The following is a 25,495-nucleotide window of genomic DNA, read 5'->3' as shown; positions in this document are numbered from 1 at the left end:
CCAAGCGCAACAAAGGAACCGCACCGTGACAGCCTCTCTTGACGGCGAAATTCGTGGCGGACGCCATCACATGCAGGTCCGCGTCTATTTTGAAGATACCGATTCTGGCAAGATTGTTTATCATGCAAATTTTTTGCGGTTCATGGAACGCGGCAGAACGAATTACTTGCGCCTGCTCGGAACCAATCAGCAAGCGCTGCTCGAAGAAGCGTGGAACGATGCTCCCGGCTTTGCCTTCGTCGTCCGTTCGATGACAATCGATTTTCTAAAGCCTGCGGTTTTGGACGACGTGCTTGATGTCGTCACGCTCCCACAAGAAGTGAGAGGCGCGTCAATTGCCTTGCTGCAGGAATGCAGGCGCGGAGACGATCTCCTAGTCACGGCGCGTGTACGCGTGGCGTTTATCGCAGGCGGAAAAGCGCAGCGCATTCCCAAGGCGCTGCGGCTTGCTATGGAGGGGCATAGATAAATCTGCTCCTCGTTCACGCGTTGGCCGTCCATCGACCCAATTGCGACATCGTCAAACCAGTGTTTTCCGGCATCGTCTATCACGCCAATTATCTGCGCTTCATGGAGCGCGGCCGTACCAACCATTTGCGGCTGATGGGCGCCGAGCAGCATGCGCTGTTCGCGGAGACCGAGGTGGAGACGCCGGGCTTTGTGTTCGTCGTGCGCTCGATGGAGCTCGACTTCCTAAGGCCCGCGCGGATGGACGATGTGCTCGACGTCGTGACCTGGCCGGTCGCGGTGAAGGGCGCCTCGATCACGCTGGCGCAGGAAGTGCGGCGCGGCGAGGACTTGCTGGTCAAAGCGCAGGTGCGCGTCGCCTTCATTAGTGAGGGCAAGGCGCAGCCGATTTCGAAAGCGCTGCGGCTGTTGTTGAAGGCCGATGTGGCTTGATCGCAGCACCAACCTTGCAGCCCGGATGGAGCGAAGCGCAATCCGGGACTGCCGTATCCGCGTTTGCGACAACCCCGGATTACGCTTCGCTCCATCCGGGCTACGGGTGCGTGTTACGCCGCCGCCTTGTGGCGCGCGATCTCGGCCTTGTAGAGCTCGAACTCCTCCGCGATTGCTTTTGCCACGGAAGGCCGTGCGCGCAGGCGCTCATAGTAGGCCTTCAGCGCCGGCCATTTTGCCAGTTCGACCGGCGGCGTCGCCATGGTCCAGTTGATGACGGTGACGAGATAGGCATCCGCCACGCTGAAATGGTCGAGCAGGTATTCGCGCCCCTTCAGATAGTTCTCGAGATAGTCGAGCCGCGAAAGGTTCTTCTCCACCACATAGGTCTTCGCGTCCTGCGGCGCCTTCTTGTCCAACAGCGTCACGAACAGGCCCTTGTGCAGTTCAGTGCCGATGAAGCAGAGCCACTGATGCAGCCGGCTGCGCTCCATGCCGGCGCCGGTACCGAGATTCGCCTGCGAGAAGCGGTCCGCGACATATTGCAGGATCGCGGCGTTCTCGGTCAGCACTGCGCCGTCATCGGTGCGGAGCGTCGGCACCAGCCCGAGCGGATTGACCTCTGTGAAATCCGAGCCGTCCTTCAGCACCGCCTTGGTCTTCGGATCGACCTCGAGATAGTCGGCGCTTGCGCCCGCTTCATACAGCGCGATGCGGGTCGCCATCGAGCAGGCGAGCGGCGAGAAATAAAGCTCCATGGATGCCTCCTTGGCGGTTCGGCCCGGCAGCCGGGCCTCGTGTTGATTTTTGTACTGTTCTGCATAGTATAGTTTCGGTCAAGGAATTTTCTGCGAAATGGTACAAAAAAAGAAGAAGCTGCCATCTGCTGCCAAACCACCGGCTGGCAAAAAGGCTGACGCCGCTGAGCCGAAGCGGCGCGGCCGGCCGCGCGCCTATGAGCCCGATGTCGCGCTCGGCAAGGCGCTCGACCTGTTCCGCAAGCGCGGCTTTGCCGCGACCTCGCTCGACGACCTCAGTGCCGCGACCGGCATGAACCGGCCGAGCCTCTATGGAGCATTCGGCGACAAGCGCGAGCTCTACATCAAGAGCTATCGGCGCTACCGCGATGATGCGCGCGCTGCGATGGTCGACATCTTCCGGGAGGAGTTGCCGATCCGCGAAAGGCTGATGCGCATCTATGCGGTGGCGCTCGATATCTATCTTTCCGGCGATTCTCCGCGCGGTTGCTTCACGGTGGTGACGGCAGCCTCCGACGCGGTCGCCGATCCCGAGATCCGCGCTTTGGCGCTCGACGGCTTCGTCGAGCTCGACAAGGCTTTTGCCTCGTGCTTCCGCCGCGGTAAGGAAAAGGGCGAGCTATCGCCGGCGGCTGACGTTACCGCGCTCGCGCAACTCGCCTCCGCCACGCTCCACACCATCGCGCTGCGCGCGCGCGCCCGTGTCTCGCGCAAGGAATTGGAAGCCCTCGTCAATGGTGCCATCGACGTGATGTGCCGCTAAGCGTCGCATAGTCCATCGTCGTCCCAGAGCGTTTTCGAGCGAGGCATGCCCTCGGACCTGATCCGAGGGTGGACGCCGGTTCGCATAGCGATCAAGTTTACGCAGATCGCGTAGGCTTATCTGCGCAGAAAACGTGTTAGAATAGAAGGTGTGCGACGACCAATATTACGTCTGCAACCCTTTAAAACAGAAATGAAACAGCGCCGTCACCGCACCTCTCCATCGTTGGCGATGCGAGCAGGTGAAGATGACGAGCTACCCGGTCAGAACACTCCTGCTTGCGCTGATTACTCGGTCACGGTGCGAGATGATCGAACATCTCCCTCTCTGAAAAAGGAGCAAAAATGGCCCGAATTGTCTCAATCTGTTTCGGACTGATCGCCTATGCAATCTTCGTGGGCACAATTCTTTATGTGATCGGCTTCGTCTTCGGCGCGGTCGTGCCGAAAGACATCGACTCAGGGCCCGCCACGCCAACGCTCGAGGCGGTGATCATCAATCTTCTGCTCTTGTCGCTCTTCGCTCTCCAGCACAGCGTGATGGCCCGCAGGTCATTCAAGCAGTGGTGGACCCGGTTCATTCCAAATGCAATCGAGCGAAGCGTGTATGTCCTTCTCGCCAGTCTGGCCCTGATCTTGCTGGCTTGGCAATGGCGCCCGATTCCCGCGATAATCTGGAGCGTTGCGGATCCGACCGCCGCCATGGCGCTGCAAGGGCTGGCACTGTTCGGCTGGTTCATCGTGCTGTTCGCCAGCTTCCAGATAAACCACTTTGAGCTGTTCGGACTGAAACAGGTGTTCGCAAATCCAGCCGCCAGCGCTGTCGGCTCTCGTTTCAAGACTCCATTTTTGTACAGACTGGTACGCCATCCACTCTATCTAGGCTTCATCATCGCGTTCTGGTCGACGCCAACAATGACGGCTGGGCACTTTCTATTCGCGGCCGTCGCAACAGCCTACATTTTCATTGGCGCCAGCCTGGAGGAGCGCGATCTGATTGCGCTGTTTGGCGATCAGTATCGGCAGTATCGGGAGCGAGTCGCAATGCTGGTGCCCTGGCCTCGCTCCATCAAAGCCGATCGCTATACAACCGAGCCTAACGCCAGCGACCGCTGAGGCGACCGAGATATCCGCGACCAAAGCAGAACAAGACGTACCCGCGTCGCTCGATGCGAGAGCCTGCGCGGGTCGTCATTCTCCCTTTATGCTGCCTCCAGACTTGTCCGTAGCGCCCCCCGTGAAGAAACTCTCTTCGAGATCGGATAGGAAAGCATCCACCAGTCGGCCACGATGGCGGAATGCTTTATGGCTTGCACCACTCTTGCTGGCCTCATTGACTCTGCTGACGGATCGTGCAGCCGCGGCGGAACAGGTGGACCCTACGCCGCGGATCGCCATCATTTCGGCATACACCCGCGAATGGCGCGTGCTCAAGAATGCAATGAGCGCGACCCGGACGGAGGTCATAGCGGACGCGACTTACATCGTGGGTCAACTCGAGGGAAAAGATGTCGTTCTCTTCCTCAGCGGCGTGTCAATGGTCAACGCGGCCATGACCACGCAGGGCGCAATTGATCATTTCAAGATCAGGCGCATCGTCTTCTCCGGAATTGCCGGCGGCATCAACCCCAGTCTTTCAGCAGGGGATGTCGTCGTGGCCGACCGCTGGTCTGAATATCTCGAATCCGTCTTTGCCCGGAAAGCCGGGGCCGGCTGGTCGGTACCGAACTGGCTCGGCAAGACGCTGCCGAACTACGGCATGATCTTCCCCCGTGCGGTAGGAATTGCTCATCCGGGAGAGCGCGAGCCGGAAAAGCGCTTCTGGTTTGACGTCGATCCGACCATGCTGGAGACCGCGCGTTCGGTCGCGACGAAAGTCGAGCTGAAGGCCTGCTTAAAGCCGGCTGTCTGCGGAACCACGCGTCCCCGTGTCGTCATTGGAGGCGCCGGCGTCTCCGGCCCGGCGTTCATTGACAATGCCGAATTCCGCAAGTGGATCTATGACACCTTCAAGGCCAACCTCGTCGACAATGAAAGTGCGCCAGTCGCCCACGTGGCCTATTCGAACCACATCCCCTTCATAGCCTTCCGAGGCTTGTCGGATCTGGCCGGCGGCGATGCCGGCGAAAACACGGAGAATGAGCTCGAACACCTGGCTTCGGACAACGCCGCCACCGTGGTCAAAGCATTTCTCCACGCTCTCCCAGCTCAAGAGCCTTCTGAGCGCCGCCCTGGCGAAGCGAGCAAATAACATAGACCTGTAGCTGCGCAGGGAGGAATGCGGGCTCTCGCCAACCATGCGCGAGACGTGCTCGCGGTCTCATCTCATTTTTTTCTCATGACCGCATCATGACTTCGGCATCGCCGACCTTTACCCAGAAGCCAGGCCTGCCGCGCAACGTCGTGGTGGTGATACCTGCAGACCTATCGGGCGCTCTCTGGAGAGCGCCCGCGTGTTGAAGAACAGGGCCGACTACTGGCCCCGATAAGCCTTAATCTTTTCCTCGACCTCTCTCTTCACGGCCTCAAGGTTGAAGCTCGCCGGCGCCTGCATCGGAGGGTAGTCGATGGCCGTTTGCGCCAATTTGGCAACCTCTTGCTGAACAAGCACGAAGCGCCAGAATTCGCGGGCCATGAAATCATTCATGTAACCTCCGCCCATATTGTTCAGGCTTTCGCCGCGGATTGACGGCGTCCGCTCAAACGGGTCTTGGCGGATGTTGACCATGGTCGGCATATCGGTGGTGTCCTTCTCGCCCGGCCACCCGTGTGGCTGCTGGAAGAACTGAAACTTGAAGTTATCGTGGCGAAGCGCACCGAGAAGCGGACCGGCGAAATAGAAGATCTCATGGCGGACGGAGGGACCCTTGCCCGTCAGCAGATCCATCTGATTGTAACCGTCGAGGTGGTTCTTGTAGGTGCGGCCTTCCAGCGTCACGCCCTTGAGAAGCTGGTCGGTAATGTTCGGGTTTCCCGCCGCAGCGGTAAGTGTCGGGAACCAGTCGAGCCCAGAGAAGATTCCATTCTCGACCAACCCCGGCTTGATGCGGCCCGGCCAGCGAATGATGGCCGGCACGCGGAAGCCGCCTTCATAGCTGGTCCCCTTGGTGGCCTTGAACGGGGTCATGCCGCCATCCGGCCAGGTGAACACCTCGGCGCCGTTGTCCGTTGTGAAGATGACAATGGTGTTGTTGGTTTCGCCGATGTCATCGATATGCTTGAGCAGGGCGCCCACGCTGTCGTCGAGCTGCGCCATGCCGGCTTCCTCGAGACCGTAGTTCGTGTCGTTGTTCTGCATCGCGCTGTACTTCTTCGACAGGAACGTCCAGACGTGCATGCGCGTCGTGTTGTGCCAGACGAAGAAAGGTTTGCCGTCGCGCTTGGCCTTATCCATGAAGTCACTGGACGATTTGACCAACACCTCGTCGAAGGTGGTCATGTCGTACTTCGGCTTCAGGAACGGCAGATCATGCATATTCGGGACGTTCGACATGTCGGGGAACGGCGGCAGCGGCCCCTCGTCGACGATCCTTTGCTTGCCGATCTTGCCCCAGCGCGGCATCTCGGTGGGGTCGTCATTATCCGTCGCGTAGCTGTGGATCAGGCTGCGCGGGCCATACTTGTCGTAGTAGTCCTGGTTGGCGGGGAACGAGTACCAGTACGGATCAGACATCGCGTCGAGGTGATATAGATATCCGAAGAATTCGTCGAAGCCGTGCACCGTCGGCAGATATTTGTTGAGATCGCCGAGGTGGTTCTTGCCGAACTGCCCCGTTGCGTAGCCGAGCGATTTGAGCACGGTGGCGAGTGTCACGGCTTGGTCCGGGATGCCAACATCGGCACCGGCCTGACCGACAGTCGTTAGCCCCGTGCGGATTGGTAACTCGCCAGTGATGAAGTTGGCGCGCCCTGCTGTGCAGCTCGCTTCGGCGTAGTAGTCGGTGAACATCATGCCTTCGGACGCCAGCTTGTCGAGGTTTGGCGTCTTGCCGGACATCATTCCGCGGTGATACGCGCCGACGTTGAACCAGCCGACATCGTCTCCCATGATGACAAGAATGTTCGGCGGCCGTTGCTGCTGCGCGGCCGCCGGTGGTGCGGCCGCCACCAACACGGCTGCGAACAGCGCAAGTACGCCGATCCAAAGGGTCCTTCGGATACTCATGACCTGTTCCCTTCCTCGAACTGATGTCGATTGCAATACATAGCACCTCTCGGAGCGCACCGTGCAGCGAGCGCATCCGAGCGAGCCTTCCGCCTCTTGCTCTTCAGCCTATTAAAGGTGGCCTGACCGCGACTATGCACTTCCGGCAGATCGCATCCCGAGGTAGGGCCTCAGTTTGCGGGTATGCGCGTCAAGGTGCCCACCACGGCCTCCGCAGTCTCCAGCGCTCCCTCCACCCATCCCTGGTTGGTCGACCAGGCCTCGCCGACGATGTGCAGCGCCATTCCGGGCACCGGCGCCGCGATTGTCTTCATGAGCTCCCAGCTCTTCACGCCCTGATTCCAGGTGTGCCAGGCGCCACCGTACGGATCTTCTTCCCAGTTCATGAAGCCGACCGACAGCGGTGCTGGCATGGGCTGATCGAGCCCGTGCACGACACCGATCTGGCGGCGGACTTCTGTCGCCACGGGGCCATCAGGATCGAGCACGGTGAATCCGCTGGCGGCCGGCTGCTCCAGGCGCCGCAAGCCGGCCCAGTAATCGAGCTGCGGATGATCGAAATAGCCCATGGTCAGGTGGCCTGTCGCGCCTGCCGGCCGGTCAGGCTCGGTGCCGAAATAATAGATCTGCCGGATCGGCAGGTCGGTCGTCGCCCGTCCGCTGGTCAGACCGAGCGGACGCCACCAGGGCTGCTCATGGGCGACGAAGACCTTGCCAAGCGGCCGCGGCGTCACGGTTGCAAGCAGAGCTGCAACGCGTGGTTCTTTCAACGCGGCGCAGTCGCCGATGAGTTCGATCGCCCGGCGTGGCAGCGCAAGTACGACACGGCGCGCACGAACGGCGCGCGGTCCCTCAGGCGTTGCAAAGACGAGTTCGTGCAGGCCATCGCCTGTCTGGGCCGGACCGCGCAGTGACACCAACCTGTGCTGATGATAAAGCGTGCTGCCTTCGCGCACGATGGCGGCCGCAAGCGCGTTCGGCAAGGCCTGCATGCCGTCCACCAGGGTTTTCTCGGTGGCGCTGTTGGTATACTCGACCACCAGCGACAATGCGTCGGCGGCATTCCAGTTGCTCACGACTGCACTGTAGCCAATCCCCATCTCGATGAACTGCAGCGCCTCATCCGATAGGAATCGGCCAAGCAGATTGCGAAAGCCCCAGTCGATCAATGGAAAGCCGTCGAGAGTGAGCGACTCTTTCATCTTCACCCAGTCATCGGGTGAAAGGTGCTTCATGGAAGGCATCACCCGTTGGACGGCTTTGACGATCAATTCGAACGGATCGAGATAGAGCTCGTCCGGGCGCAGGCTGTAGGGGAGGGGTTGCTTCTTTGCGATGTCGCCGGCACGCCACTGCTTGCCGCGGGAATAGAAGATGCTCTCCGAGTTGCCCGTGGTGAACTCGCGAATCTTCAGACCGAATTTTGCCGCGAGCGACGTGATGAGCGTGTGGCTGGAAAGAAAGCGCATCCCGCCGAATTCTGCGGCGAGGCCGGTAGTCCCCGGCATGGTCACGCTGAATAGGCGACCCCCGACGCGCGCGGAGGCTTCGAACACGGCAATGCCGCCGGGAGGCTGGCCGCAACCGAGCAGGCGCCACGCGGCGTAGAGGCCGCCAACCCCGGCGCCGACGATAGCTGTGTCCAAGGTGTCACCGGTTGATCGAGATGGATCGTTGCTGTTCATTGCGGGCATTCCTGTCAAATCGAACGATTACGACGCTGCGCGGCCCCAGATGAAGAGTACGCGAGCGATCAAGCGCGCCCCAAGTCTTCCTCTGTCACTACGATAATATTTCTACGCATCGGAATTCGGCTACCGACGAAACATCGCATCGTCATATCTGAATAACTCCACACCACGCGACTGACCAAGTTCGGGGAAGACAGTCTGGTCCGCGTGTGCCTTCGAGATCAAACCGAACCGGTCAAATGCAATTCGGAGTCCGGCGGACCCTGATGCCCTACACTCGCGCGCCGTGACGATCCGGTCCGGCCGGGGAGCCGAGCTAGAACGCAAGTCACATTGATCCTCAACAGACATTTGGTCAGTCCGCTGAGTTCAGGAAAGATGCAATGTTTCGACCGTAACCGAATTCAGATGGGTAGAAATATTTCCGTAGTGAGAGGGGGAAGATCTGGGGCGAGCCTACGACCCGTAGCTGTGCCGGTAGCAACGCGTGAACACTGGTTCGCTTTACGTTTGGAAGAAAACTCTGGCGACTCCAGGGGCCAGGTCGCTCCTAATGCCGGACATGACAAAAGTTAAAGGTCCTGCGTCCACAATGGCAACAGAGCAGCCGGAACGATTGGCGCAGCGGTCTTGCCGAAAATTCTTGCGTTTATTGAGTTTGATTGCTCGCGCAATCTGTCAGCGTCTGCTTGACGCCCTTCGTGCTCACGCAAATCCGCGAGATTGTTCAACAGGATTGCCAATGTTGGGGTTTCTGTCCCGGCGCCGGAGCGCAACAACCCGATCGCCCTGGTGAAGAGCGCTTCAGCTTCGTCGGTCCGACCCAATTGAAGTAGCAGCAGCGCCTTGTTGTTCATGATGCATGCGAGTGCGGGGCTGTCTTCACCAAGCGCGCTTACCAGAATCCCGTTTGCTTCGTCGTAAAGTCCTTCGGCCTCCTTTGGCCGCCCCATGGCGATATAGAGCGATGCGAGCCGACCGAGACTTCCTGCAACTGCCGGATGACGGGGGCCAAGAGCCTTGCGATAAATCGCGAGCGGGCGTGCGTAGTATTTCTCAGCGTCGCCGAACTTGCGGCGCATTTGATAAACTTCCGCGATGCTGGACAATGTGTCGGCGACAATAACAGCATCCGGCCCCACGACGCGCTCGCAGATTGCGAGTGCCCGTTGAAGGAGCTCTTCCGCGGAGTCGGCGTCCCCCATTATGATGCGTAGCTCAGCGACCGCCTCAAGTGCCGGCACGATAGCGACATTGTCCGGGCCAAACCACTTCTCCTTGATTTCCAGCATTTTCGACGCGTATCCACCAGCCTCCTCGAATTGACGCTGGGCCATCGCGAGACGAGCAAGGTCCGCGTAACTGTCCGCCACCTCGGTATGGTTAGTTCCAAATGTGGACTGGCGAATCGCGAGGGCCCGGCGGAAGAGCCGATCAGCCTCTGCGAACTCCGCACGATCCTGATGGATCATTGCCAGCGGCAACAAGGCTCGCACGACGTAGATGTGGTCAGGGCCAACGGCCTTCTGGTAGATGGCGAGCGGACGGTCAGCAAGTTGTGCCGCATCGGCAAAACGGCCTTGTCTGCGCAAGACCCGTACCAGACTGACCAAGGTGTCGGCAATTTCGTAGTGATCGGGTCCCAGGAGTCTCTCTCGGCCTGCCAGTACCTGACGCAACATCTGTTCTGCCTCGGGGAAGCGACCGAGACCGTCGAGTGTCAACGCCAAGGCCTGCATGTCACCAAGAGGATGGCGTTCCCCAGATCCAAATGCTGCTTCACGAATGGCGAGAGAGCGCCGAAAGAGGGGCTCCGCTTCGATGTAGCGGCCTTGCCAACGATAGAGGGCACCCAGATGGTACAGACTTTCTCCAATCGCGGGATCGCTGGGCTGGAGTCGCGCTTCGCGGATGGACAGGGCACGACGCAACAGCGGTTCCGCGTCGGCAAAGCGGCTTTGCATGCGGTAGTTCGTTCCGAGGTACACCAAGCATAGCGCGAGGCCAAGCTCATCTCCAGGAGCGTTTTTTTCCTGGATGGCAATGACTCGCTTGTACGTGACTTCAGCCTCGCTGTAGCGCCCCAAATCCTGGTACAACATGCCCAGAGACGCGAGCGCGTGACCCACCTGGAGTTCGTCAGCCGGCCACACTTTCTCCCGCAGCGCGACCGCTCGCTTCATTGCGGTCTCAGCTTTGGAAAAATCCATTTCGTCCCACCATAATTTCCCGAGTTCGAATGCGGCGTAGGCGGCAACAGCTTCGGTGCCGAGGCGATTGTCGGTGACTTCGAGTGCTGCGCTGAAATGCTGTTCTGCTTTGGGCAACTGGCGCTGTAAGACCGCAATAGATCCGAGCAGAGAATGCATCCGTGCCGTGAGCACACTGTAACGTCCGAACACCTGATCGCGAATTTTCAGCGCTCGCTCGGCCGCCCTCCAGGCCTCGTCGTATTTTTGCTGGTCCCTGTAAAAGATCGCGCGCCATTCAAGGACATAGGACGCTTCGAAACTCTGCGGCCCCTGCGCCTGCTCCACAGCCCGCAGGGCCTTCTCATAAAGCGCGTCGGCTTCGGCCGGCTTGTTGGCCTTGGCCAAACCGTCCGCCTGACGAACCAACACGTCGGGTCTGGGCAACAAAGAACTCCGCGGCGCGCTGCCGTTCGGTTTCGCCAGCAAATGCAATCGGCGGCCCGGACGCCGTCACAATTGCCATTACGTAGATGAGATGGATCGCAATTCCGCGAGAAGCCTGCAACATAAATGGCAACTCCAATGGTTTCCCATTTTCGTGGGAATTTGAAAATCGCAATCTAGGTGTAATTTATCTGTTGCACAACCGTGTACCAATTCAGCTTTTCGGCGGATAAGGAGAGACCAGCCGCCCTACCTGCGGGCATTCCAGTTAACAGTGTTGCGCTCCATAGCCGTTGGGCTTGCGCGCGTCTGTGATTGTTTCGCTGTTCAAAGCGCAAGGCTGTCTGACTGCGCCCAAGTTCTCGGCCTACCTCCGACAACCGATATGGGATATGGTGAGAGCTGAAGCGCGGTTTAGCTCAGGCCGGACTTGGAAGTGCCTTTGGTGCCGGAAGCTCGTCAGCCTTCCCCCAGCCGACGTGGATGGTGACTGAATCCTTCGACGGCTGCGGGCCAAAAGCGGTCAAGACCCACCTGCACCAATGGCGTCTATGAAGCGGGGAAGTGACAAGCGTAGCCCGTTCGCCCAACGCTGAAATAATACTGTAGCTGGAGAACGGCCATTTCGGCCGCAGACGTTTGCAATTCGCGAATCGCGAGCACCAGGAAAAGCGGCGTCAGGTGAATTCTTTGCGTTTGTTCAGTGTAGCCTGGCGCGGACAACTTTGGTTGAAACGAAGGAGAGCGCCATGACGGCAGATCGATCTGTTGCCGCTGCTGCGGCCAAACTAGGCAAAACCTTCACGGGGCAACTCCTCAAGCCCGCAGATGCAGGCTACGAGGAGGCAAGGAGGGTGCACAACGGGCTGGTGGACAAACGTCCGGCGTTGATCGTGCAATGCCATAACCCGGCAGACGTGACCGAGGCGATCAAGCTTACGCAAGAGCTGGGCCTCGAGGTGGCGGTTCGCGGCGGCGGCCACAATGTGGCAGGACGCGCGACGACCGATGGCGGCGTTATGATCGACTTGGCGCCGATGAAAGCGATTCAGGTCGATCTCAAGAACCAAACGGTCCGCGCGCAGGGCGGGGCGACCTGGGCCGATCTCAATCGGGAGACGCAAAAGCACGGCCTCGCAGTGACGGGCGGCGTTGTCTCGAGCACCGGGGTCGCGGGGCTCACTCTCGGGGGCGGTTTGGGCTGGTTGATGGGCAAGTATGGGCTCGCCCTCGACAATCTTTGCTCCGTCGACCTCGTCGACGCCAAGGGCAAAGCCATGCGGACCGCCAAGGACGAAGAGCCCGACCTGTTTTGGGCCGTGCGCGGAGGAGGCGGCAACTTCGGCGTGGCAACATCATTGGAATATCAGCTCTATCCGATAGGCCCGACTGTCACGGGCGGCTTGCTCGCGTACCCGTATGACCACGCCCGCGATGTGCTGAGATTTTTCCGCGAAAGCACTGCGTCCCTGCCTGATGAACAGACATTGTTCGCCGCCTTCACTCATGCGCCCGATGGCTCCGGCGCCAAGCTGGCGGCGATGGTGACGAGTCATTGTGGTTCGCTTGCCGCCGGCGAAAAGGCGGTATCGCCACTCAAGCAATTCGGATCTCCGATACTGGATGCGGTTGGTCAGATGACCTACTGCGACCTCAACGGCATGCTCGATGCCGGCTATCCAAAGGGGGCATTCAATTACTGGAAATCGACCTTCCTGAGACAGTTGAGCGATGATGCAATCGACACCATGATCCAGTGCTTCGCGCGCTGTCCGAGTCCGATGGGGCAGCTTCTGCTCGAGCACATCCACGGTGCGGTTGCGCGGGTTGGCGCCCAGGATACGGCCTTCCCGCATCGAGCGAACGGCTACAACTTCATCGTATTGTCTCAATGGACCGAGCCGGCAATCACCGACCAGTGCATCGCCTGGGCGCGTGAGACATATGCGGCGATGGAGCCCTTTGCTGCCGCTGGCAGATATGTGAATTACCTCGGCGACGATGAGCCTGGCGACGCGGTTTCGGCCGCCTATGGGCCAAACTACCGGCGTCTTCAGGAACTGAAGACAAAGTACGATCCGAAAAATTTCTTCCGGATGAACCAGAACATTCGGCCATTGGGCTGAAGCCCGGCCCGGAGGCGGCGAAGTGCCATGTTTGCAACCGCGCCTGGCCTGAAGGGCCAGGCCAGCAGCCCGGGGCCAAATGCCGTCGATGCTGCTTCCAGCCACTGATCGATTTCTGCGCGCAACAAGCCGACACGGCATTTGCGACGATTGCGGCTAAAGGCTGGTTGTTCTCGCCAGTGAAGAAAGCTGCGGTCTCGCTGGCCGCCACAATCTTTACGCGACGCGTACCGGCTCATCACGTACAGAGAGCGGCGCGCCGCGCTCGGTCATGTCGCGCAGCCTACCTCCCGCCTTGTGAACCATTTCACACTTGCAGCGAGCGCGGTGCGATATCATTTCTTGGAGGGGCCTCGAAACGGGAGGCCGAGATGACAACGTCATCTCACCTTTTGCGATGGTCGACCGAGATGCTGCCGGAGCGCGCGCGGCTCTCCACGTTCCGCGAGGAGTTTGCGCGGCAGAACCTCGCCCTGGACGTGATAGATCACAGCGGCGGGCGACCGCGTATCGACGTCACCTACCTGCCGCTCGGCGCGGTTGGCGTTTGTAGCGTTGCCGCCACGCCGGTGGAGTTTATTCGTCACAAACTCCACCTCAAGGATAGCCGTGACCAATTCGGACTGAACATCGTCGAGACCGGACCGGTCCGATTTGCAACTGCTGGCCAGGAACGTGTCTATGATGCCGGCTCCGCTTGTTTGATTGACCGCGGAAGGCCGCTGCGAGTATTTGGGCCGCGTGGCGCCAGAGTCAGATACGTAATCGTGCAGGCTGCCGCCCTCAGGTCTCTGGTTGCGCAGCCGGAAGATCTATCGGGTCGGCCGGTGCGTCCTGGACCCGCGCTTAGACTCCTCGACCGCTACCTGCGGTCGCTCGCATCCCTCAAAGAACCTCCGTCATCAGAACTGGCCTCCACCATCGGCGTACATCTGCTCGATCTCGTGGCCGCGACGCTCGGGCCGACCGCCGAAGCTGCAAACATCATTACGGACCGTGGTGCGAAGGCAGCCAGGCTGCAGGCAATCCTGGCTGAGATCGCGCAACGATTCAGCGATCCCAATTTCGATCTGGACAATGTCGCCGCTGCGCTCGGCATGTCGCGGCGATACGTGCAAAAACTGCTCGAGGGGACCGGGAAGTCGTTCACCGAGCATCTTGCAGGATGCCGGCTTGAGCGGGCCTTCGCGATGTTGACTGACCCGCACCATCTGCATTTGGCCATCATCGATATCGCGTTTGCAGTCGGCTTTGGTGACGTTTCTCATTTCAATCGCACGTTCCGCCGGTACTTCGGCGAGACGCCATCAGGAGTGCGCGCCGCATCGACCCATGCGGAAGCAGAAGTGATCCTGCGACCCCTCACAGTGCGCGGGCGAGGCCGCCGCGCACTTCGCGCCACATCTGCGTTTGTGAATAGCTGAAACCCGGGACGACAGTTGGGCTAGAGCGCGATGACTTTTCTTCGAAACGTCATCCCGCTCCATCTTTAGGTTGGGGCATGATCTCCGCGCAAACGCTTCGCGTTTGTCGCGAGGGAAAGCCGGTACCCACTTTTCCGGGATTATGCTCTAGTACCCCCGCCCACGGTCGACCACGTTCTCCAGCGCACCGCCGGCTTCGAAGCGCTCGATCTGCTGCGCGACATATTTCGAGATCTCGTCCGGGTCGGTATCGGCCGCATTGTGCGGCGTCAGCACCACCTTCGGATGGCTCCAGAACGGGCTCGCCTGTGGCAGCGATTCGGTCTCGAAGACGTCGAGCGAGGCGGCACCCAGCGTGCCGTCGTCAAGCGCGCGCAGGATGTCGGCCTCATCCTGTAGTCCGCCGCGGCCGGCATTGATCAGGACCGGCGCGCCCATCGGGCTGTTGCGGTTCAGTTTGGCAAAGACGTCGCGGTTGAGGATGTGCCGCGTGTCCGGCGTCAGCGGCAGCAGGCAGACCAGGATGTTGGTCTCTCGCAGGAAGGCGCCGAGCTGTTCTGTCCCGGCAAAGCATTCGATGCCATCGACCTGCCTGGCTCTGCGGCTCCAGCCGACCACGCGGAAGCCGATCCGCGCGAGCACCTCTGCCGCGTTGGCCCCCAGCGTACCCATTCCCATGATGCCGACCGTGATTGCGCCTGCGGCCCATTGATACCGCGGCGCCCAGAGCCTCTCGCGCTGCGACTCGCGCAAGTACAGTTCCTGGCGGTGATGCATCAGCACATGCAGCGTCACATATTCCGTCATCCGGCCGGTGAGGTCGGAGACCGCGACACGGACCAGCGGCACGTCTGGCAGGGAGGCATCCGCCATCAGCGCGTCGACGCCGGCGCCGAGATTGAAGATCACGCGCAAATTCGCAAACGCCGCAAGCTCGCCCGGTCGCGGCTTCCAGACCGCGGCGTACTGCACCTCGGAACGATCGATACTTGCATCGGGCAGCACCAGCACACGCCTGTTACGGCAGACCTCGTCGAACCGGGCCTTCCATCGCACCGGCGACCAGTTTTCGGTGCCGCCATGCACCAGCAGCGCCAGCGCGCCTTTCGCCATTTTCGCACCCCAAATTATCAGCGTGACCTTCATCACATATCGGATAGAACCGGTCGCATACTCTCCTGCCACCAATCAAGCGGAGACTTTGAGATGCGCAAATTGATCCTGATTTCCGCGGAAGCTGCCGCCTCGCGTCATTGCGAGCGGAGCGAAGCAATCCATCTCGCCACTTGTGGAGGCATGGATTGCTTCGCTCCGCTCGCAATGACGGAGGGGTGCGGAACTCACGTCTTCTCCTCTCGAAATTTCTTCTAAGCCTTGTCGGCTGCGGGCATAATCGTTCGTCTTCAACACAACGGAGATGCCTGACGCATGCTGTATGCCATCCTTTGCTATCACGACGAGGACATGGTCGGTTCCTGGACCAAGGAACAGGACGCGACCGTCATGAAGAAACTTGCCGTCGTGCAGGAGAAGCTGGCCCAGCAGGGCCGGCTTGGGCCGGTGGCGCGGCTGTTGCCGACCACGGCGGCGACCACGCTGCGCAAGGACGATCCGCCGCTCGTGCTGGACGGTCCTTTTGCCGAGACCAAGGAGCAACTGCTCGGCTTCTATGTCGTCGACTGCAAGAATCTCGACGAGGCGCTCGACGTCGCGCGCGACCTCGGCGCGGCCAATCCGGGCGGCGCCTATGAGATCCGCCCCGTGGGGGTTTTCAATCCCGGGAGTGTTCAGACGTGACCGATACCGCCTGGATCGATGCCGCGCTGACCTCGGCGCGACCCCAGGCGGTCGGCGCGCTGCTCCGCTATTTCCGCGATCTCGATCGGGCGGAGGAGGCGTACCAGAACGCCTGCCTGCGCGCGCTCAAGAGCTGGCCGCAGAACGGCCCGCCGCGCGATCCCGCGGCGTGGCTGATCATGGTCGGCCGCAATGTCGGGATCGACGATATCAGGCGCAGCCGCAAGCAGGAGGCGCTGCCGGATGACGACCAGGCGATCTCCGACCTCGACGACGCCGAGGACGCGCTCGCCGAGCGGCTCGATGGCTCGCATTACCGCGACGACATCCTGCGGCTGTTGTTCATCTGCTGCCATCCCGACCTGCCGCCGACGCAGCAGATCGCGCTGGCGCTGCGCATCGTCTCCGGCCTTTCGGTGAAGCAGATCGCGCGCGCCTTCCTGGTCAGCGAAGCGGCGATGGAGCAGCGCATCACCCGCGCCAAGGCGCGTGTGGCGGACGCGAAAGTGCCGTTCGAGGCGCCGGGCGCGGCCGAACGCAGCGAGCGCCTCGCTTCCGTCGCGGCGATGATCTACCTGATCTTCAACGAGGGCTATTCGGCGAGCGGCGACACCGCCGAGATTCGCAGCCCCCTCTGCGAAGAAGCGATCCGGCTGGCGCGGCTGTTGCTGCGCTTGTTCCAAAGCGAGCCGGAGATCATGGGGCTGACCGCGCTATTGTTGTTGCAGCACGCCCGCGCCGCGGCGCGGTTCGATGCTGATGGCGCGGTGATCCTGCTTGAGGACCAGGACCGCCGCCTGTGGAACCAGACCTTGATCGCCGAGGGGCTGGCGCTGATCGACAAGGCGATGCGCCATCGCCGCAGCGGGCCCTACCAGGTGCAGGCCGCGATCTCCGCATTGCATGCACGCGCCGAGAAGCCCGAAGACACCGACTGGCTACAGATCGAGCTGCTCTACGGCGCGCTCGAGATCATGCAGCCCTCGCCGGTGGTGACGCTGAACCGCGCGGTGGCGGTATCAAAGGTGCGCGGACCGGAAGCGGCGCTCGAGATGATCGATCCGCTCGCCCAGCGGCTGCAGAACTATTTCCACTTCTATGGGGTCCGCGGCGCCTTCCTGATGCAGCTCGGCCGCAACGAGGAGGCGCGCGTCGCCTTCGACCGCGCGATTGCGCTCGCCAACACCACCGCGGAGGCCGCCCACATCCGCATGCATCTCGACCGCCTGATCCGCGACAGCCAGCCGCGTGGCGCCAAGTCTTCGAAGAAATAAAAGTCTTCGAAGAAATAATTCTGCGATCTTTGTCGGATACGGGCTTCGAAGTTCGTCCAGAGGGCATGATCCGGCCACGCTTGGACAACAAGATCGTCGACGGCGACAGTGGCATCAACCCAAGGAGCGAGCGATGCAAGTCAATCCCTATCTGTTCTACAGCGGCAACTGCGAAGCAGCGCTGAAATATTATGAGAAGGTGCTCGGCGCGAAGATCGAGGCGATGCTCACCCATGAGCAGGCGCCGGAATCGATGCCGGTCGCGCCCGACTGGAAGAAGAAGATCATGCACGCCAAGATCACGATCGACGGCGAGATCCTCATGGCCTCCGATTCGCCGCCGGAATATTTCCACCAGCCGCAGGGCTTCGCGGTCTCTCTGACGGTCGAGGACCCAGCCGACGGCGAACGCAAGTTCAAGGCGCTCGCTGAAGGCGGCACCGTGACCATGGCCTTCACGCCGACCTTCTGGGCCAAGGGTTTTGGCATGTGCGTCGATCAGTTCGGCATCCCCTGGATGGTGAACTGCCCGGCGGAGGGGATGTAATCGACGCTGCGGCCGTAGCGCCGTAGGGCGGGCAAAGGCGCGCAAGCGCCGTGCCCACCATCAACACTCCGCTCGCGATGGTGGGCACGCTTCGCTTGGCCCACCCTACGCGATCCCGTTCATCGGCACCGCGGATAGATCGCCGAGAGGTCGCGCCCGCGCAGCAGCAGAAGCCGCGACGTCAATCCGCCGTGGCTTACGATCCAGCCACGCACCGGCCCCGGATAGGCCTCGAGCACCGCCTCGGAGGCCTCCGGCTCGGCATAGAAGCGGCCGCGTCCGTCGACCGAACGCGCGGCATGGAAGCCGAGCACGGCACGCCGCGTCACGCAGATGCGATCGTTCGGGACCATCGAGAGCACCAGCGTGCAGGCCGACAGGCACGGCCCGTCGATCACCACGCGCTCGCCGGAGGCGCGCACGCGCGCGAACAATTCGATGAAGGGCTCGACCTCTCCGCCCGGGCTTGCCAGGATGCGGACCTCGGCGCGCGCGAACGAACTTACTGCGAGCAGCGCCGCTGCGATCAAAGCCGCCTTGATCACCGCCCTTGACGTCGCTCTTGGCATCCGCGGGCTCCCTGATTTCCTCATTCCCGTCGCATATTTAACGGCGTCGCATGCGGCAAGATTTTGTCATGCGTGCGCCCGCCTTGGGCAAGTCGCGACAGAAGGCGCGGACATCGTCTAAACTGGCGACTGCATGCGATTCCTTCGCATGATGCTGCTCGCCGCAAGGCTGGCCCAGGCTTCAAGATGAACATCGAAACCAATCTGTGGCTGATCCGGCACGCCCCTGTCGATGGGCCGAAAGGGGTCATTCATGGCCCGGACGCGCCGGCCGACCTCGGCAATCAAGCGGCCCTTGCCGCGCTGAAGGCAAGGCTGCCGCAGGATGCGTTTGCGGTCTGCAGCCCGGCGCGCCGCACGCGGGAGACCGCGGCGGCGCTCGGGCTCGCAGCGGCCGAGAACGCCGCCTTTCGTGAACAGGATTTCGGCGCCTGGACCGGGCGGCGCCACAACGATCTCGTGGCCGAACTCGGCAACGCCTATCATGCGTTCTGGCGATCGCCGGCGAGCAATCGGCCGCCCGGCGGCGAAAGCTTTGCCGATCAGATCGCGCGCGCGAGAGAGGGGCTTGCATCGCTGCCGGCGGGCGATGCCGTGTTGGTCGTGCATTCCGGCACGATCCGCGCAGTGCTCGCGATCGCGCTCGGCCTACAGGCGGAGAACGCCCTGCGCTTCGTGATCGATCCGCTGTCGCTCACCCGGATCGATCGCCTGGCCGATGGCTGGCGCGTCATCGCGGTCAACCAGCGCTAAGACGTGTCTCTAGCCGTTCCGCCCCTGTCCGCGCAGCGTCGGCAATCCGATGCCGGCGGCATCGAAACCGCCGTCGACGGCGAGGATCTGCCCGGTGATGTAGCTTGCGCGTTCGCTGCTGAGGAAGAAGATCGCTTCCGCCAGTTCCTCTTCGAGACCGTAGCGGTTGAGCGGGATCGCGTCGTGATAGTCCGCGCGGATGGCCGCCGTATGCACCGCTTTCGCCATCGCGGTGTCGACCGGGCCCGGCGCCACCGCATTGACGCGGATGCCGAGCGAGGCGAGCTCGACCGCAAGCTGCTTGGTCAGATGCGCAAGTCCCGCCTTGCTGGTGCCGTAGGCCGAGCGCAGCGTCGAGGCGCGCACCGCCGAGATCGAGGTGATGTTGACGATGGCCCCGCCGCCATGCTCGCGCATCAGCGGCGCGGCAGCCTTGGCGCAGAGGAACGGTCCGGTGAGGTTCACCGCCAGGATCCGGCTCCAGTCCGCGTCCGACGTCTCGAGCAGCGGCGCGAACACCGCAACCCCGGCATTGTTGACGAGCGCATCGAGCCGGCCGAAGCGTTTTTCCACCGCGGCAACTGCCGCCGCGACAGCAGCGGCGTCGGAGACGTCGCAAGGCAGCGCCAGCGTGTTCTCGGCCTGCTTGAGGCTCGCGACGGCGTCGCTCAGCAATTCGCGCTCGATATCCAATAGCGCGACGGGCCAGCCCTCGGCGAGGAATCGCCTGGCGGTGGCAAGCCCGATGCCGCGCGCCGCCCCGGTGACGAGCGCGACCTTCTGCGAAGATGAAGTCATGAATGTTCCGATGTTTTCCGATATCGGTTCCTGTTGCGCCGTCTACCCGGCGAAAGCAAGGTCTGCGGCCGCGAAATAAATCCGCCGGCGATGTCGGCGCCCTGAGCCCTGCTTCGTCTTCCCTGTGGCGGCACATCCGGCCGCCGGCAACAGGAGTTTCCATGTCGCTCACGCTGCATTATCACCCGCTGGCGTCGTTCTGCTGGAAGGTGCTCATCGCCCTCTATGAGAACGACATCCCATTCGCGCCCAATCTGGTCGACCTCTCCAATCCCGCCGAGCGCGCGGCGCTGTTGAAACTGTCGCCGATCGGGCGATTTCCGGTGCTGCAGGACCATGCGCGGAACCAGGTCGTGCCGGAATCCAGCGTCATCATCGACTATCTCGACCGCCATTATCCCGGCCGCACCAGGTTCATTCCGGCTGAGTCCGATCTCGCCTGGCACACCAGGCTGCGTGAGCGCTTCTACGATCTCTATCTGCACCTGCCGATGCAGAAGATTGTCGGCGACCGGCTGCGGCCCGCCGACAGCAAGGACCCGTTTGGTGTCGAGGAGGCGAGGGCGCAGTTGCGCGCCTCCTACCGCATCATCGACGAGCAGTTGGCGCCCGGCGGCTGGGCGGCGGGCGAGGCGTTTACGCTTGCCGATTGCGCCGCCGCGCCGTCTTTGTTCTACGGCAACATGATGGTGCCGTTCGGCGACCAGCACGAGAATCTGCACGCCTATTTCGAGCGCCTGAAGGCGCGCCCGTCCTTCGCGCGGGTGATGAAGGAGGCGGAGCCCTATTTCAAGATGGTCCCGAAGGAGAGCTGAATGTCGTCCACCGACAAAGCCGGGATCATTCGCGCGATCTTCGCAGCCTATCTGGAGAACGACCGCCAGCGCGTCGAGGCGGCCTTCACCGACGATTTCCATTTCACCAGCCCCTATGGCGACAATCTGGACAAGCCGACCTATTTCGCCCGCTGCTGGCGAGATAGCGACTGGATCGCGAGCCATGAGCTGGAACGGATCTTCGTCGAAGGCGACGAGGCCTTCGTGACCTATCGCTGTATGGCCAGGGACGGAAAGAACTTTCGCAATACCGAGTTCTTTGCCTTCGACGGCGACAAGGTGAAGCGCATCGACGTCTATTTCGGCGCGACCTATCAGGATGGCAAATTCGTCAAGCAGAGCGCGTAGGGTGGGCACGCCACCCGCGCCCAATTGCCGCAATTACTTCCAGAATAATTTTGCAGGACCTGTCGGTGCGGCAAGACCCGGTTCGTCTTATCTGCGAGTGCCTGAAGACAAGTGACCAATCAGTGACCCCCAACGGAGCGCGAGACGATGCGATTCATGGTGATAGTGAAGGCCAACCGGGACACCGAAGCCGGCGTGATGCCCTCGACGGAACTTTTGGCCGCGATGGGCGCCTTCAACGAGGAGATGGTCAAGGGCGGCATCATGCAGGCCGGCGAGGGCCTGCATCCAAGTGCGAAGGGCGCGCGGGTCGGCTATGGCGGCGGCCAGCCCCGCGTCAGCCACGGACCTTTCAGCTTGAGCAACGATCTCGTCGCCGGCTTCTGGCTGATCGAGACCAAATCGCTCGATGAAGCGATCGACTGGATGAAGCGTGCCCCGTTCGAGGACGGCGAGATCGAGATCCGGCAGGTTTTCTCCACTGAGGATTTCGGCGAAGCATTGACCCCCGAACTGCGCGAGCAGGAAGAGCGCCTGCGCGCCCAGGTCGCCAGAAACTGACCCTCCCTGTCATTCCGGGGCGCACGAAGTGCGAACCCGGAATCCATTTCTCCGCTTGCGTATGTGGCCTGATGGATTCCGGGCTCATCGCTACGCGATGCCCCGGAATGACGACGGAGAGAATGACGCTCCCCCCAACCACAAGGAACCACCCATGCGATTCATGATGCTGATGATCCCGCTCGGCTACGAGACCGCGCCGCCGAAGATCGACCTCGACCCGGAACGCGTTGCCGCGATGATGAAATACAACCAGGCGCTGAAGGATGCCGGCGTCCTGATCGCGCTCGACGGCCTTCATCCGCCGTCGGCGGGCGCCCGCGTCTCCTTCGCCACCGGCAAGCCCGTGGTCACCGACGGACCCTTCACCGAATCGAAGGAAGTGCTCGGCGGCTACTGGATGATCAACGTGGCCTCGCGTGCAGAGGCGATCGAGTGGGCCAAGCAATGTCCGGCCAGCGAGAACGAGATCATCGAGATCCGCCAGGTGCAGGAAATGTCCGATTTCTCGGAGGAAGTGCAGAAGGCAGCCGCCGGCTTCGATGAACTGCAGCGGGATTCGGCACACCGTTAAGCCGAGAGTCCATCAACAAAGGAGGAGAACGCATGAGCGCGAACGATACCTATCTCGCCGTCTTCGTCGGCAGCATGAACAATCCGAAAATGGCCGCCTGGCACGCGCTGCCGGAGACAGAGCGGCGCGCCAAGGAGCAGCAGGGGATTGCGGCCTGGAAGGCTTGGGTCGACAAGCATCAGGCCGTGATCGTCGCCATGGGCGGTCCGCTGGGCAAGACCAAGAAAGTCGATGCCAGCGGCATCGCCGATATCAGCAACGAGCTGAGCGGCTTCACGGTGCTGCGCGCCAGTTCGCACGAGGCCGCCGCGAAACTGTTCGAGAACCACCCGCATTTTGCGATCTTCCCCGGCGAGCGGGTGGAGATCATGCCGATCCTGCCGATTCCGGGTGGCTAGCCCACGCTGCCGTCAGCCCCGTAGCCCGGGTGAAGCGCGGGCGTAACCCGGGACCACCCGCAATGCGGACACAGCCGTCCCGGGTTGCGCTCCGCTCGACCCGGGCTACGAACTCGGGCAAGCGCGGCGCCGTTAATCTTGATGAACGGCGCGCCCCGGCGCTAGTGACCTTTGCATCCGGCTCATGTAAGACCTCTTCACATGAGCTGGCGCAAGGATACGCGCCGCGGCGAGCGCGGCTATCATCACGGCAATCTGAAGGAAGCGTTGCTGCAGGCGGCGCTCGACCTGATCACGCAGAAGGGGCCGGCCGGCTTCACTTTCGCCGATGCCGCGCGCATGGCCGGCGTCAGCCCCGCCGCACCCTATCGGCATTTCCGCGACCGCGACGAACTGCTGTCGAGCATCGCCCAGCGCGGCTTCGAACAGTTCGAACAGCTCCTGACGCAGGCCTGGGACGACGGCCGTCCTGATACGATCACCGCGTTCGAGCGCGTCGGCAAGGCCTACCTCGCCTTCGCCCGCGAGGAGCCGGCGTTCTATTCCGCGATGTTCGAATCCGGCGTTCCCGTCGAAACCACGCCCGCTTTGATGGCAGCGAGCGAACGCGCGTTTGCAGTCATTCGTGCCGCTGCCGAGCGGCTCGCGGCTTTGGCGCCGCCCGGCATGCCGCGTCCGCCGGCGATGATGATGGCGCTGCACATCTGGGCGATGTCGCATGGTGTCGCTTCGCTGTTCGGCCGCGGCGACGCCGCGCGTCGCAAATTGCCGATGACGCCGGAAGAACTGCTGGAAGCCGAAGTGCTGATCTATCTGCGCGGTCTCGGCTTCCCCACCGAGCGCACGCCCGAGCCGGTGGACGAAAAGCCTGCCGGTCCGTGGGGAAAACCGAAATAAAATTGCCGAAATAATTTTGTCGCACCCCTGTGGGGTCGGCTTGACTTTCGGATTGGATCGGCCAAGTATGTAAATGTTATTTACATTCACAATGGCGTGATGCCGTGATGGAGACGGAAATGGCCTACACCGCAGATGTCAATCGATGGCGCGGCCCCGTGGAAGAACCGTACCGCCCACGCATGTCTGAGAGCCCGTGGCACCCCGGCTGGATCGCGGTGACCATCCTCGGCTTCATCATCTGGTGGCCGATCGGGCTCGCCCTTCTCTTTTACACACTCGGGAGCAGAAAAATGGGTTGCTGGAGTCACAACGATCGCGATCGCTGGCAGAACAAGATGGAGCGGATGCAATACAAGATGGATCGCATGCGCGACCACATGGAGCGCCGCGGCTTCGGCTTTGGCTTCGGTCCGCCCTCCAGCGGCAATCGTGCCTTCGACGAATACCGTGCCGAGACGCTGCAGCGGCTCGAAGAGGAGCAGAAGGAGTTCAAGGAATTCCTGAGCCGCCTGCGTCACGCCAAGGACAAGGAAGAGTTCGACGCTTTCATGAACCAGCATCGCCAGCGTCCGACTCCGCCGAACGACCAGCCCCCGCCGCAGCAGGGCTAAGTCGTACGGTCCAAAGCTAGCCTTCAGGCGATGTGCCCCCATAAAACCTGATGGCCCTGAGCCGCCCGTTTGCGAAAGCAGACGGGCGGTTTGGTTTTGTGATCGGCGGCACCCAGCTATAATAAACAGAGACGCCAGGCCGGGCGGTGACGGCGAGGTGAACGCATGGTCACAGATACAATGGTATCGGCCGACGCGCTGTGGCAGTTGATCCGCCGCGAGTCAGAGGTCGCAGCTTCCGATCCGCTCTTGCGCGGTTCGTCTGCGGCGATTCTCGGTCATCCTGATCTCGGGCATGCCGTCGCCTTCGTGATCGGACAACGGCTGGGCACGGGCAATGACCGTCGCGCGCTGTTGACGCGCATCGCCAACGAGGCCTTTCACGCCGAACCCGATCTCGTGGAAGCGGCAAGCCGTGACCTGCAAGGCATCATTCGCCGCGATCCCGCGACCAAGGGATTTCTTCCGCCACTGTTGAACTTCAAGGGCTACGTCGCGCTGCAGGCCTGGCGCGTCTCGCACTGGCTCTGGTGCCGCGGCCGTACCGACCTCGCGCTCCTGATGCAAAGCCAATCCTCCGAGCGGCTCCAGGTCAGCATCCATCCGTCGGCCTCGGTCGGAACGTCGGTGTTCCTGGATCATGCCACCGGCATCATCGTGGGCGCATTCGCCTCGATCGGTGACGAGGTCACCATGCTGCAGAATGTCACCATCGGACGACCGCAGGCCGATCCCGACGCCGCGCCCCGGATCGGTCGCGGTGTCTTCATCGGCGCCGGGGCGACCATCATCGGGGATGTGAGCGTCGGCGATTTTGCCAAGATCGGTGCGGGCTCGGTGGTGCTCGCTGACGTCCCGCCCGGATGCACCGCGGTCGGCGTGACCGCGCGCCTGACCAATTGTCCTGATGTAAGCAGGACGGCACCGTCATTGCGAGGAGCGTAAGCGACGAAGCAATCCACGCCTCCACAAGCGGCAAGATGAATTGCTTCGCTTGCGCTCGCAATGACGACGTCGTCCCGGGCTTGCGCGCCGCGGCGGAGCCTTGGCGTAGCCGGGACCCGGGA

General features: G+C 61.8%; 26 protein-coding genes. 19 read left to right on the top strand and 7 right to left on the bottom strand.

Annotated elements, in window-relative coordinates; all coding sequences use genetic code 11:
• Window positions 1-25: 25 nt before the first annotated feature.
• Window positions 26-469 carry a tol-pal system-associated acyl-CoA thioesterase gene (gene ybgC / locus CWO89_RS18405; RefSeq protein WP_130580177.1) on the top strand — a complete coding sequence of 148 codons (444 nt, stop codon included), beginning with the start codon at window positions 26-28 and terminating at the stop codon, window positions 467-469.
• A 20-nt stretch (window positions 470-489) separates the two neighbouring features.
• Window positions 490-900 carry a YbgC/FadM family acyl-CoA thioesterase gene (locus tag CWO89_RS18400; RefSeq protein ID WP_394566107.1) on the top strand — a complete coding sequence of 137 codons (411 nt, stop codon included), beginning with the start codon at window positions 490-492 and terminating at the stop codon, window positions 898-900.
• Window positions 901-1,013: 113 nt separating this feature from the next.
• On the opposite strand, the gene CWO89_RS18395 is transcribed toward CWO89_RS18400, so the two are convergent.
• Window positions 1,014-1,658: a glutathione binding-like protein gene (locus CWO89_RS18395; RefSeq protein ID WP_130580175.1), complete on the bottom strand. Its 645-nt coding sequence runs from the start codon at window positions 1,656-1,658 to the stop codon at window positions 1,014-1,016.
• Between the two features lie 97 nt (window positions 1,659-1,755).
• Between CWO89_RS18395 and CWO89_RS18390 the strand changes: the two genes are divergently transcribed.
• The 3 genes from CWO89_RS18390 to CWO89_RS18380 all read left to right on the top strand — a co-directional run bounded on the left by CWO89_RS18390 (window position 1,756) and on the right by CWO89_RS18380 (window position 4,671).
• Window positions 1,756-2,421 carry a TetR/AcrR family transcriptional regulator gene (locus CWO89_RS18390; protein ID WP_130580174.1) on the top strand — a complete coding sequence of 222 codons (666 nt, stop codon included), beginning with the start codon at window positions 1,756-1,758 and terminating at the stop codon, window positions 2,419-2,421.
• A 344-nt stretch (window positions 2,422-2,765) separates the two neighbouring features.
• Window positions 2,766-3,536 (top strand): methanethiol S-methyltransferase, encoded by a 771-nt coding sequence (gene mddA, locus CWO89_RS18385; protein ID WP_130580173.1) that lies wholly within the window; start codon window positions 2,766-2,768, stop codon window positions 3,534-3,536.
• Window positions 3,537-3,741: 205 nt separating this feature from the next.
• Window positions 3,742-4,671 carry a 5'-methylthioadenosine/S-adenosylhomocysteine nucleosidase gene (locus CWO89_RS18380; RefSeq protein WP_245476366.1) on the top strand — a complete coding sequence of 310 codons (930 nt, stop codon included), beginning with the start codon at window positions 3,742-3,744 and terminating at the stop codon, window positions 4,669-4,671.
• Between the two features lie 222 nt (window positions 4,672-4,893).
• On the opposite strand, the gene CWO89_RS18375 is transcribed toward CWO89_RS18380, so the two are convergent.
• The 3 genes from CWO89_RS18375 to CWO89_RS18365 form a co-directional block, all read right to left on the bottom strand.
• A complete protein-coding gene (locus tag CWO89_RS18375; protein ID WP_130580171.1) occupies window positions 4,894-6,585 on the bottom strand; it encodes an arylsulfatase in 1,692 nt (563 codons plus the stop codon).
• A gap of 170 nt (window positions 6,586-6,755) precedes the next feature.
• The gene (locus CWO89_RS18370; protein ID WP_165421228.1) at window positions 6,756-8,270 is read right to left on the bottom strand and encodes a flavin monoamine oxidase family protein; all 1,515 of its coding nucleotides are present in this window, start codon (window positions 8,268-8,270) and stop codon (window positions 6,756-6,758) included.
• Between the two features lie 578 nt (window positions 8,271-8,848).
• Window positions 8,849-10,912: a tetratricopeptide repeat protein gene (locus CWO89_RS18365; protein ID WP_165421227.1), complete on the bottom strand. Its 2,064-nt coding sequence runs from the start codon at window positions 10,910-10,912 to the stop codon at window positions 8,849-8,851.
• A gap of 749 nt (window positions 10,913-11,661) precedes the next feature.
• Between CWO89_RS18365 and CWO89_RS18360 the strand changes: the two genes are divergently transcribed.
• Together CWO89_RS18360 and CWO89_RS18355 are read left to right on the top strand one after the other, a co-directional pair.
• Window positions 11,662-13,038: an FAD-binding oxidoreductase gene (locus CWO89_RS18360; protein ID WP_130580168.1), complete on the top strand. Its 1,377-nt coding sequence runs from the start codon at window positions 11,662-11,664 to the stop codon at window positions 13,036-13,038.
• 371 nt (window positions 13,039-13,409) lie between these two features.
• Complete coding sequence (locus CWO89_RS18355; RefSeq protein ID WP_130580167.1) at window positions 13,410-14,462, top strand: helix-turn-helix transcriptional regulator; 1,053 nt, start codon at window positions 13,410-13,412, stop codon at window positions 14,460-14,462.
• Between the two features lie 147 nt (window positions 14,463-14,609).
• Here CWO89_RS18355 and CWO89_RS18350 read toward each other — a convergent pair whose 3' ends face one another.
• Complete coding sequence (locus CWO89_RS18350) at window positions 14,610-15,575, bottom strand: 2-hydroxyacid dehydrogenase (protein ID WP_130580166.1); 966 nt, start codon at window positions 15,573-15,575, stop codon at window positions 14,610-14,612.
• Between the two features lie 315 nt (window positions 15,576-15,890).
• Here CWO89_RS18350 and CWO89_RS18345 point away from each other — a divergent pair, with 315 nt between their 5' ends.
• The 3 genes from CWO89_RS18345 to CWO89_RS18335 all read left to right on the top strand — a co-directional run bounded on the left by CWO89_RS18345 (window position 15,891) and on the right by CWO89_RS18335 (window position 18,080).
• Window positions 15,891-16,259, top strand: a complete 369-nt coding sequence (locus CWO89_RS18345) for a YciI family protein (RefSeq protein WP_130580165.1) — start codon at window positions 15,891-15,893, stop codon at window positions 16,257-16,259.
• Complete coding sequence (locus CWO89_RS18340) at window positions 16,256-17,533, top strand: RNA polymerase sigma factor (RefSeq protein WP_130580164.1); 1,278 nt, start codon at window positions 16,256-16,258, stop codon at window positions 17,531-17,533. Before CWO89_RS18345 ends, CWO89_RS18340 begins: the two co-directional genes overlap by 4 nt.
• 133 nt (window positions 17,534-17,666) lie before the next feature.
• Window positions 17,667-18,080 (top strand): VOC family protein, encoded by a 414-nt coding sequence (locus CWO89_RS18335; protein ID WP_130580163.1) that lies wholly within the window; start codon window positions 17,667-17,669, stop codon window positions 18,078-18,080.
• Window positions 18,081-18,199: 119 nt separating this feature from the next.
• Here the strand turns inward: CWO89_RS18335 and CWO89_RS18330 are convergent, their stop codons facing one another.
• Complete coding sequence (locus CWO89_RS18330) at window positions 18,200-18,649, bottom strand: hypothetical protein (RefSeq protein WP_130580162.1); 450 nt, start codon at window positions 18,647-18,649, stop codon at window positions 18,200-18,202.
• 186 nt (window positions 18,650-18,835) lie between these two features.
• Here CWO89_RS18330 and CWO89_RS18325 point away from each other — a divergent pair, with 186 nt between their 5' ends.
• A complete protein-coding gene (locus CWO89_RS18325) occupies window positions 18,836-19,402 on the top strand; it encodes a histidine phosphatase family protein (protein ID WP_130580161.1) in 567 nt (188 codons plus the stop codon).
• A gap of 9 nt (window positions 19,403-19,411) precedes the next feature.
• Here the strand turns inward: CWO89_RS18325 and CWO89_RS18320 are convergent, their stop codons facing one another.
• Window positions 19,412-20,200 (bottom strand): SDR family NAD(P)-dependent oxidoreductase, encoded by a 789-nt coding sequence (locus tag CWO89_RS18320; protein ID WP_130580160.1) that lies wholly within the window; start codon window positions 20,198-20,200, stop codon window positions 19,412-19,414.
• Window positions 20,201-20,361: 161 nt separating this feature from the next.
• On the opposite strand from CWO89_RS18320, the gene CWO89_RS18315 reads away from it, so the two are divergent.
• The 8 genes from CWO89_RS18315 (at window position 20,362) to CWO89_RS18280 (ending at window position 25,373) form a co-directional block, all read left to right on the top strand.
• Window positions 20,362-21,015, top strand: a complete 654-nt coding sequence (locus tag CWO89_RS18315) for a glutathione S-transferase family protein (RefSeq protein ID WP_130580159.1) — start codon at window positions 20,362-20,364, stop codon at window positions 21,013-21,015.
• Window positions 21,016-21,384 carry a nuclear transport factor 2 family protein gene (locus CWO89_RS18310; protein ID WP_130580158.1) on the top strand — a complete coding sequence of 123 codons (369 nt, stop codon included), beginning with the start codon at window positions 21,016-21,018 and terminating at the stop codon, window positions 21,382-21,384.
• A 147-nt stretch (window positions 21,385-21,531) separates the two neighbouring features.
• Window positions 21,532-21,945, top strand: coding sequence for a YciI family protein (locus CWO89_RS18305; RefSeq protein WP_130580157.1), 414 nt, complete (start codon window positions 21,532-21,534; stop codon window positions 21,943-21,945).
• Window positions 21,946-22,099: 154 nt separating this feature from the next.
• Window positions 22,100-22,519 (top strand): YciI family protein, encoded by a 420-nt coding sequence (locus tag CWO89_RS18300; RefSeq protein ID WP_130580156.1) that lies wholly within the window; start codon window positions 22,100-22,102, stop codon window positions 22,517-22,519.
• Window positions 22,520-22,551: 32 nt separating this feature from the next.
• Window positions 22,552-22,917 (top strand): YciI family protein, encoded by a 366-nt coding sequence (locus CWO89_RS18295; protein WP_130580155.1) that lies wholly within the window; start codon window positions 22,552-22,554, stop codon window positions 22,915-22,917.
• 201 nt (window positions 22,918-23,118) lie between these two features.
• Window positions 23,119-23,814 carry a TetR/AcrR family transcriptional regulator gene (locus CWO89_RS18290; protein ID WP_130580154.1) on the top strand — a complete coding sequence of 232 codons (696 nt, stop codon included), beginning with the start codon at window positions 23,119-23,121 and terminating at the stop codon, window positions 23,812-23,814.
• 119 nt (window positions 23,815-23,933) lie between these two features.
• Window positions 23,934-24,428, top strand: a complete 495-nt coding sequence (locus CWO89_RS18285) for a DUF2852 domain-containing protein (protein WP_130580153.1) — start codon at window positions 23,934-23,936, stop codon at window positions 24,426-24,428.
• A 165-nt stretch (window positions 24,429-24,593) separates the two neighbouring features.
• Window positions 24,594-25,373: a serine acetyltransferase domain-containing protein gene (locus CWO89_RS18280; protein WP_130580152.1), complete on the top strand. Its 780-nt coding sequence runs from the start codon at window positions 24,594-24,596 to the stop codon at window positions 25,371-25,373.
• Window positions 25,374-25,495 lie beyond the last annotated feature (122 nt).

It is taken from the genome of Bradyrhizobium sp. Leo170, from assembly GCF_004296405.1.
Lineage (GTDB): Bacteria > Pseudomonadota > Alphaproteobacteria > Rhizobiales > Xanthobacteraceae > Bradyrhizobium.
The sequence above is the reverse complement of the archived record's forward strand: the minus strand, read 5'-3'. Positions and strand labels throughout refer to the sequence as shown.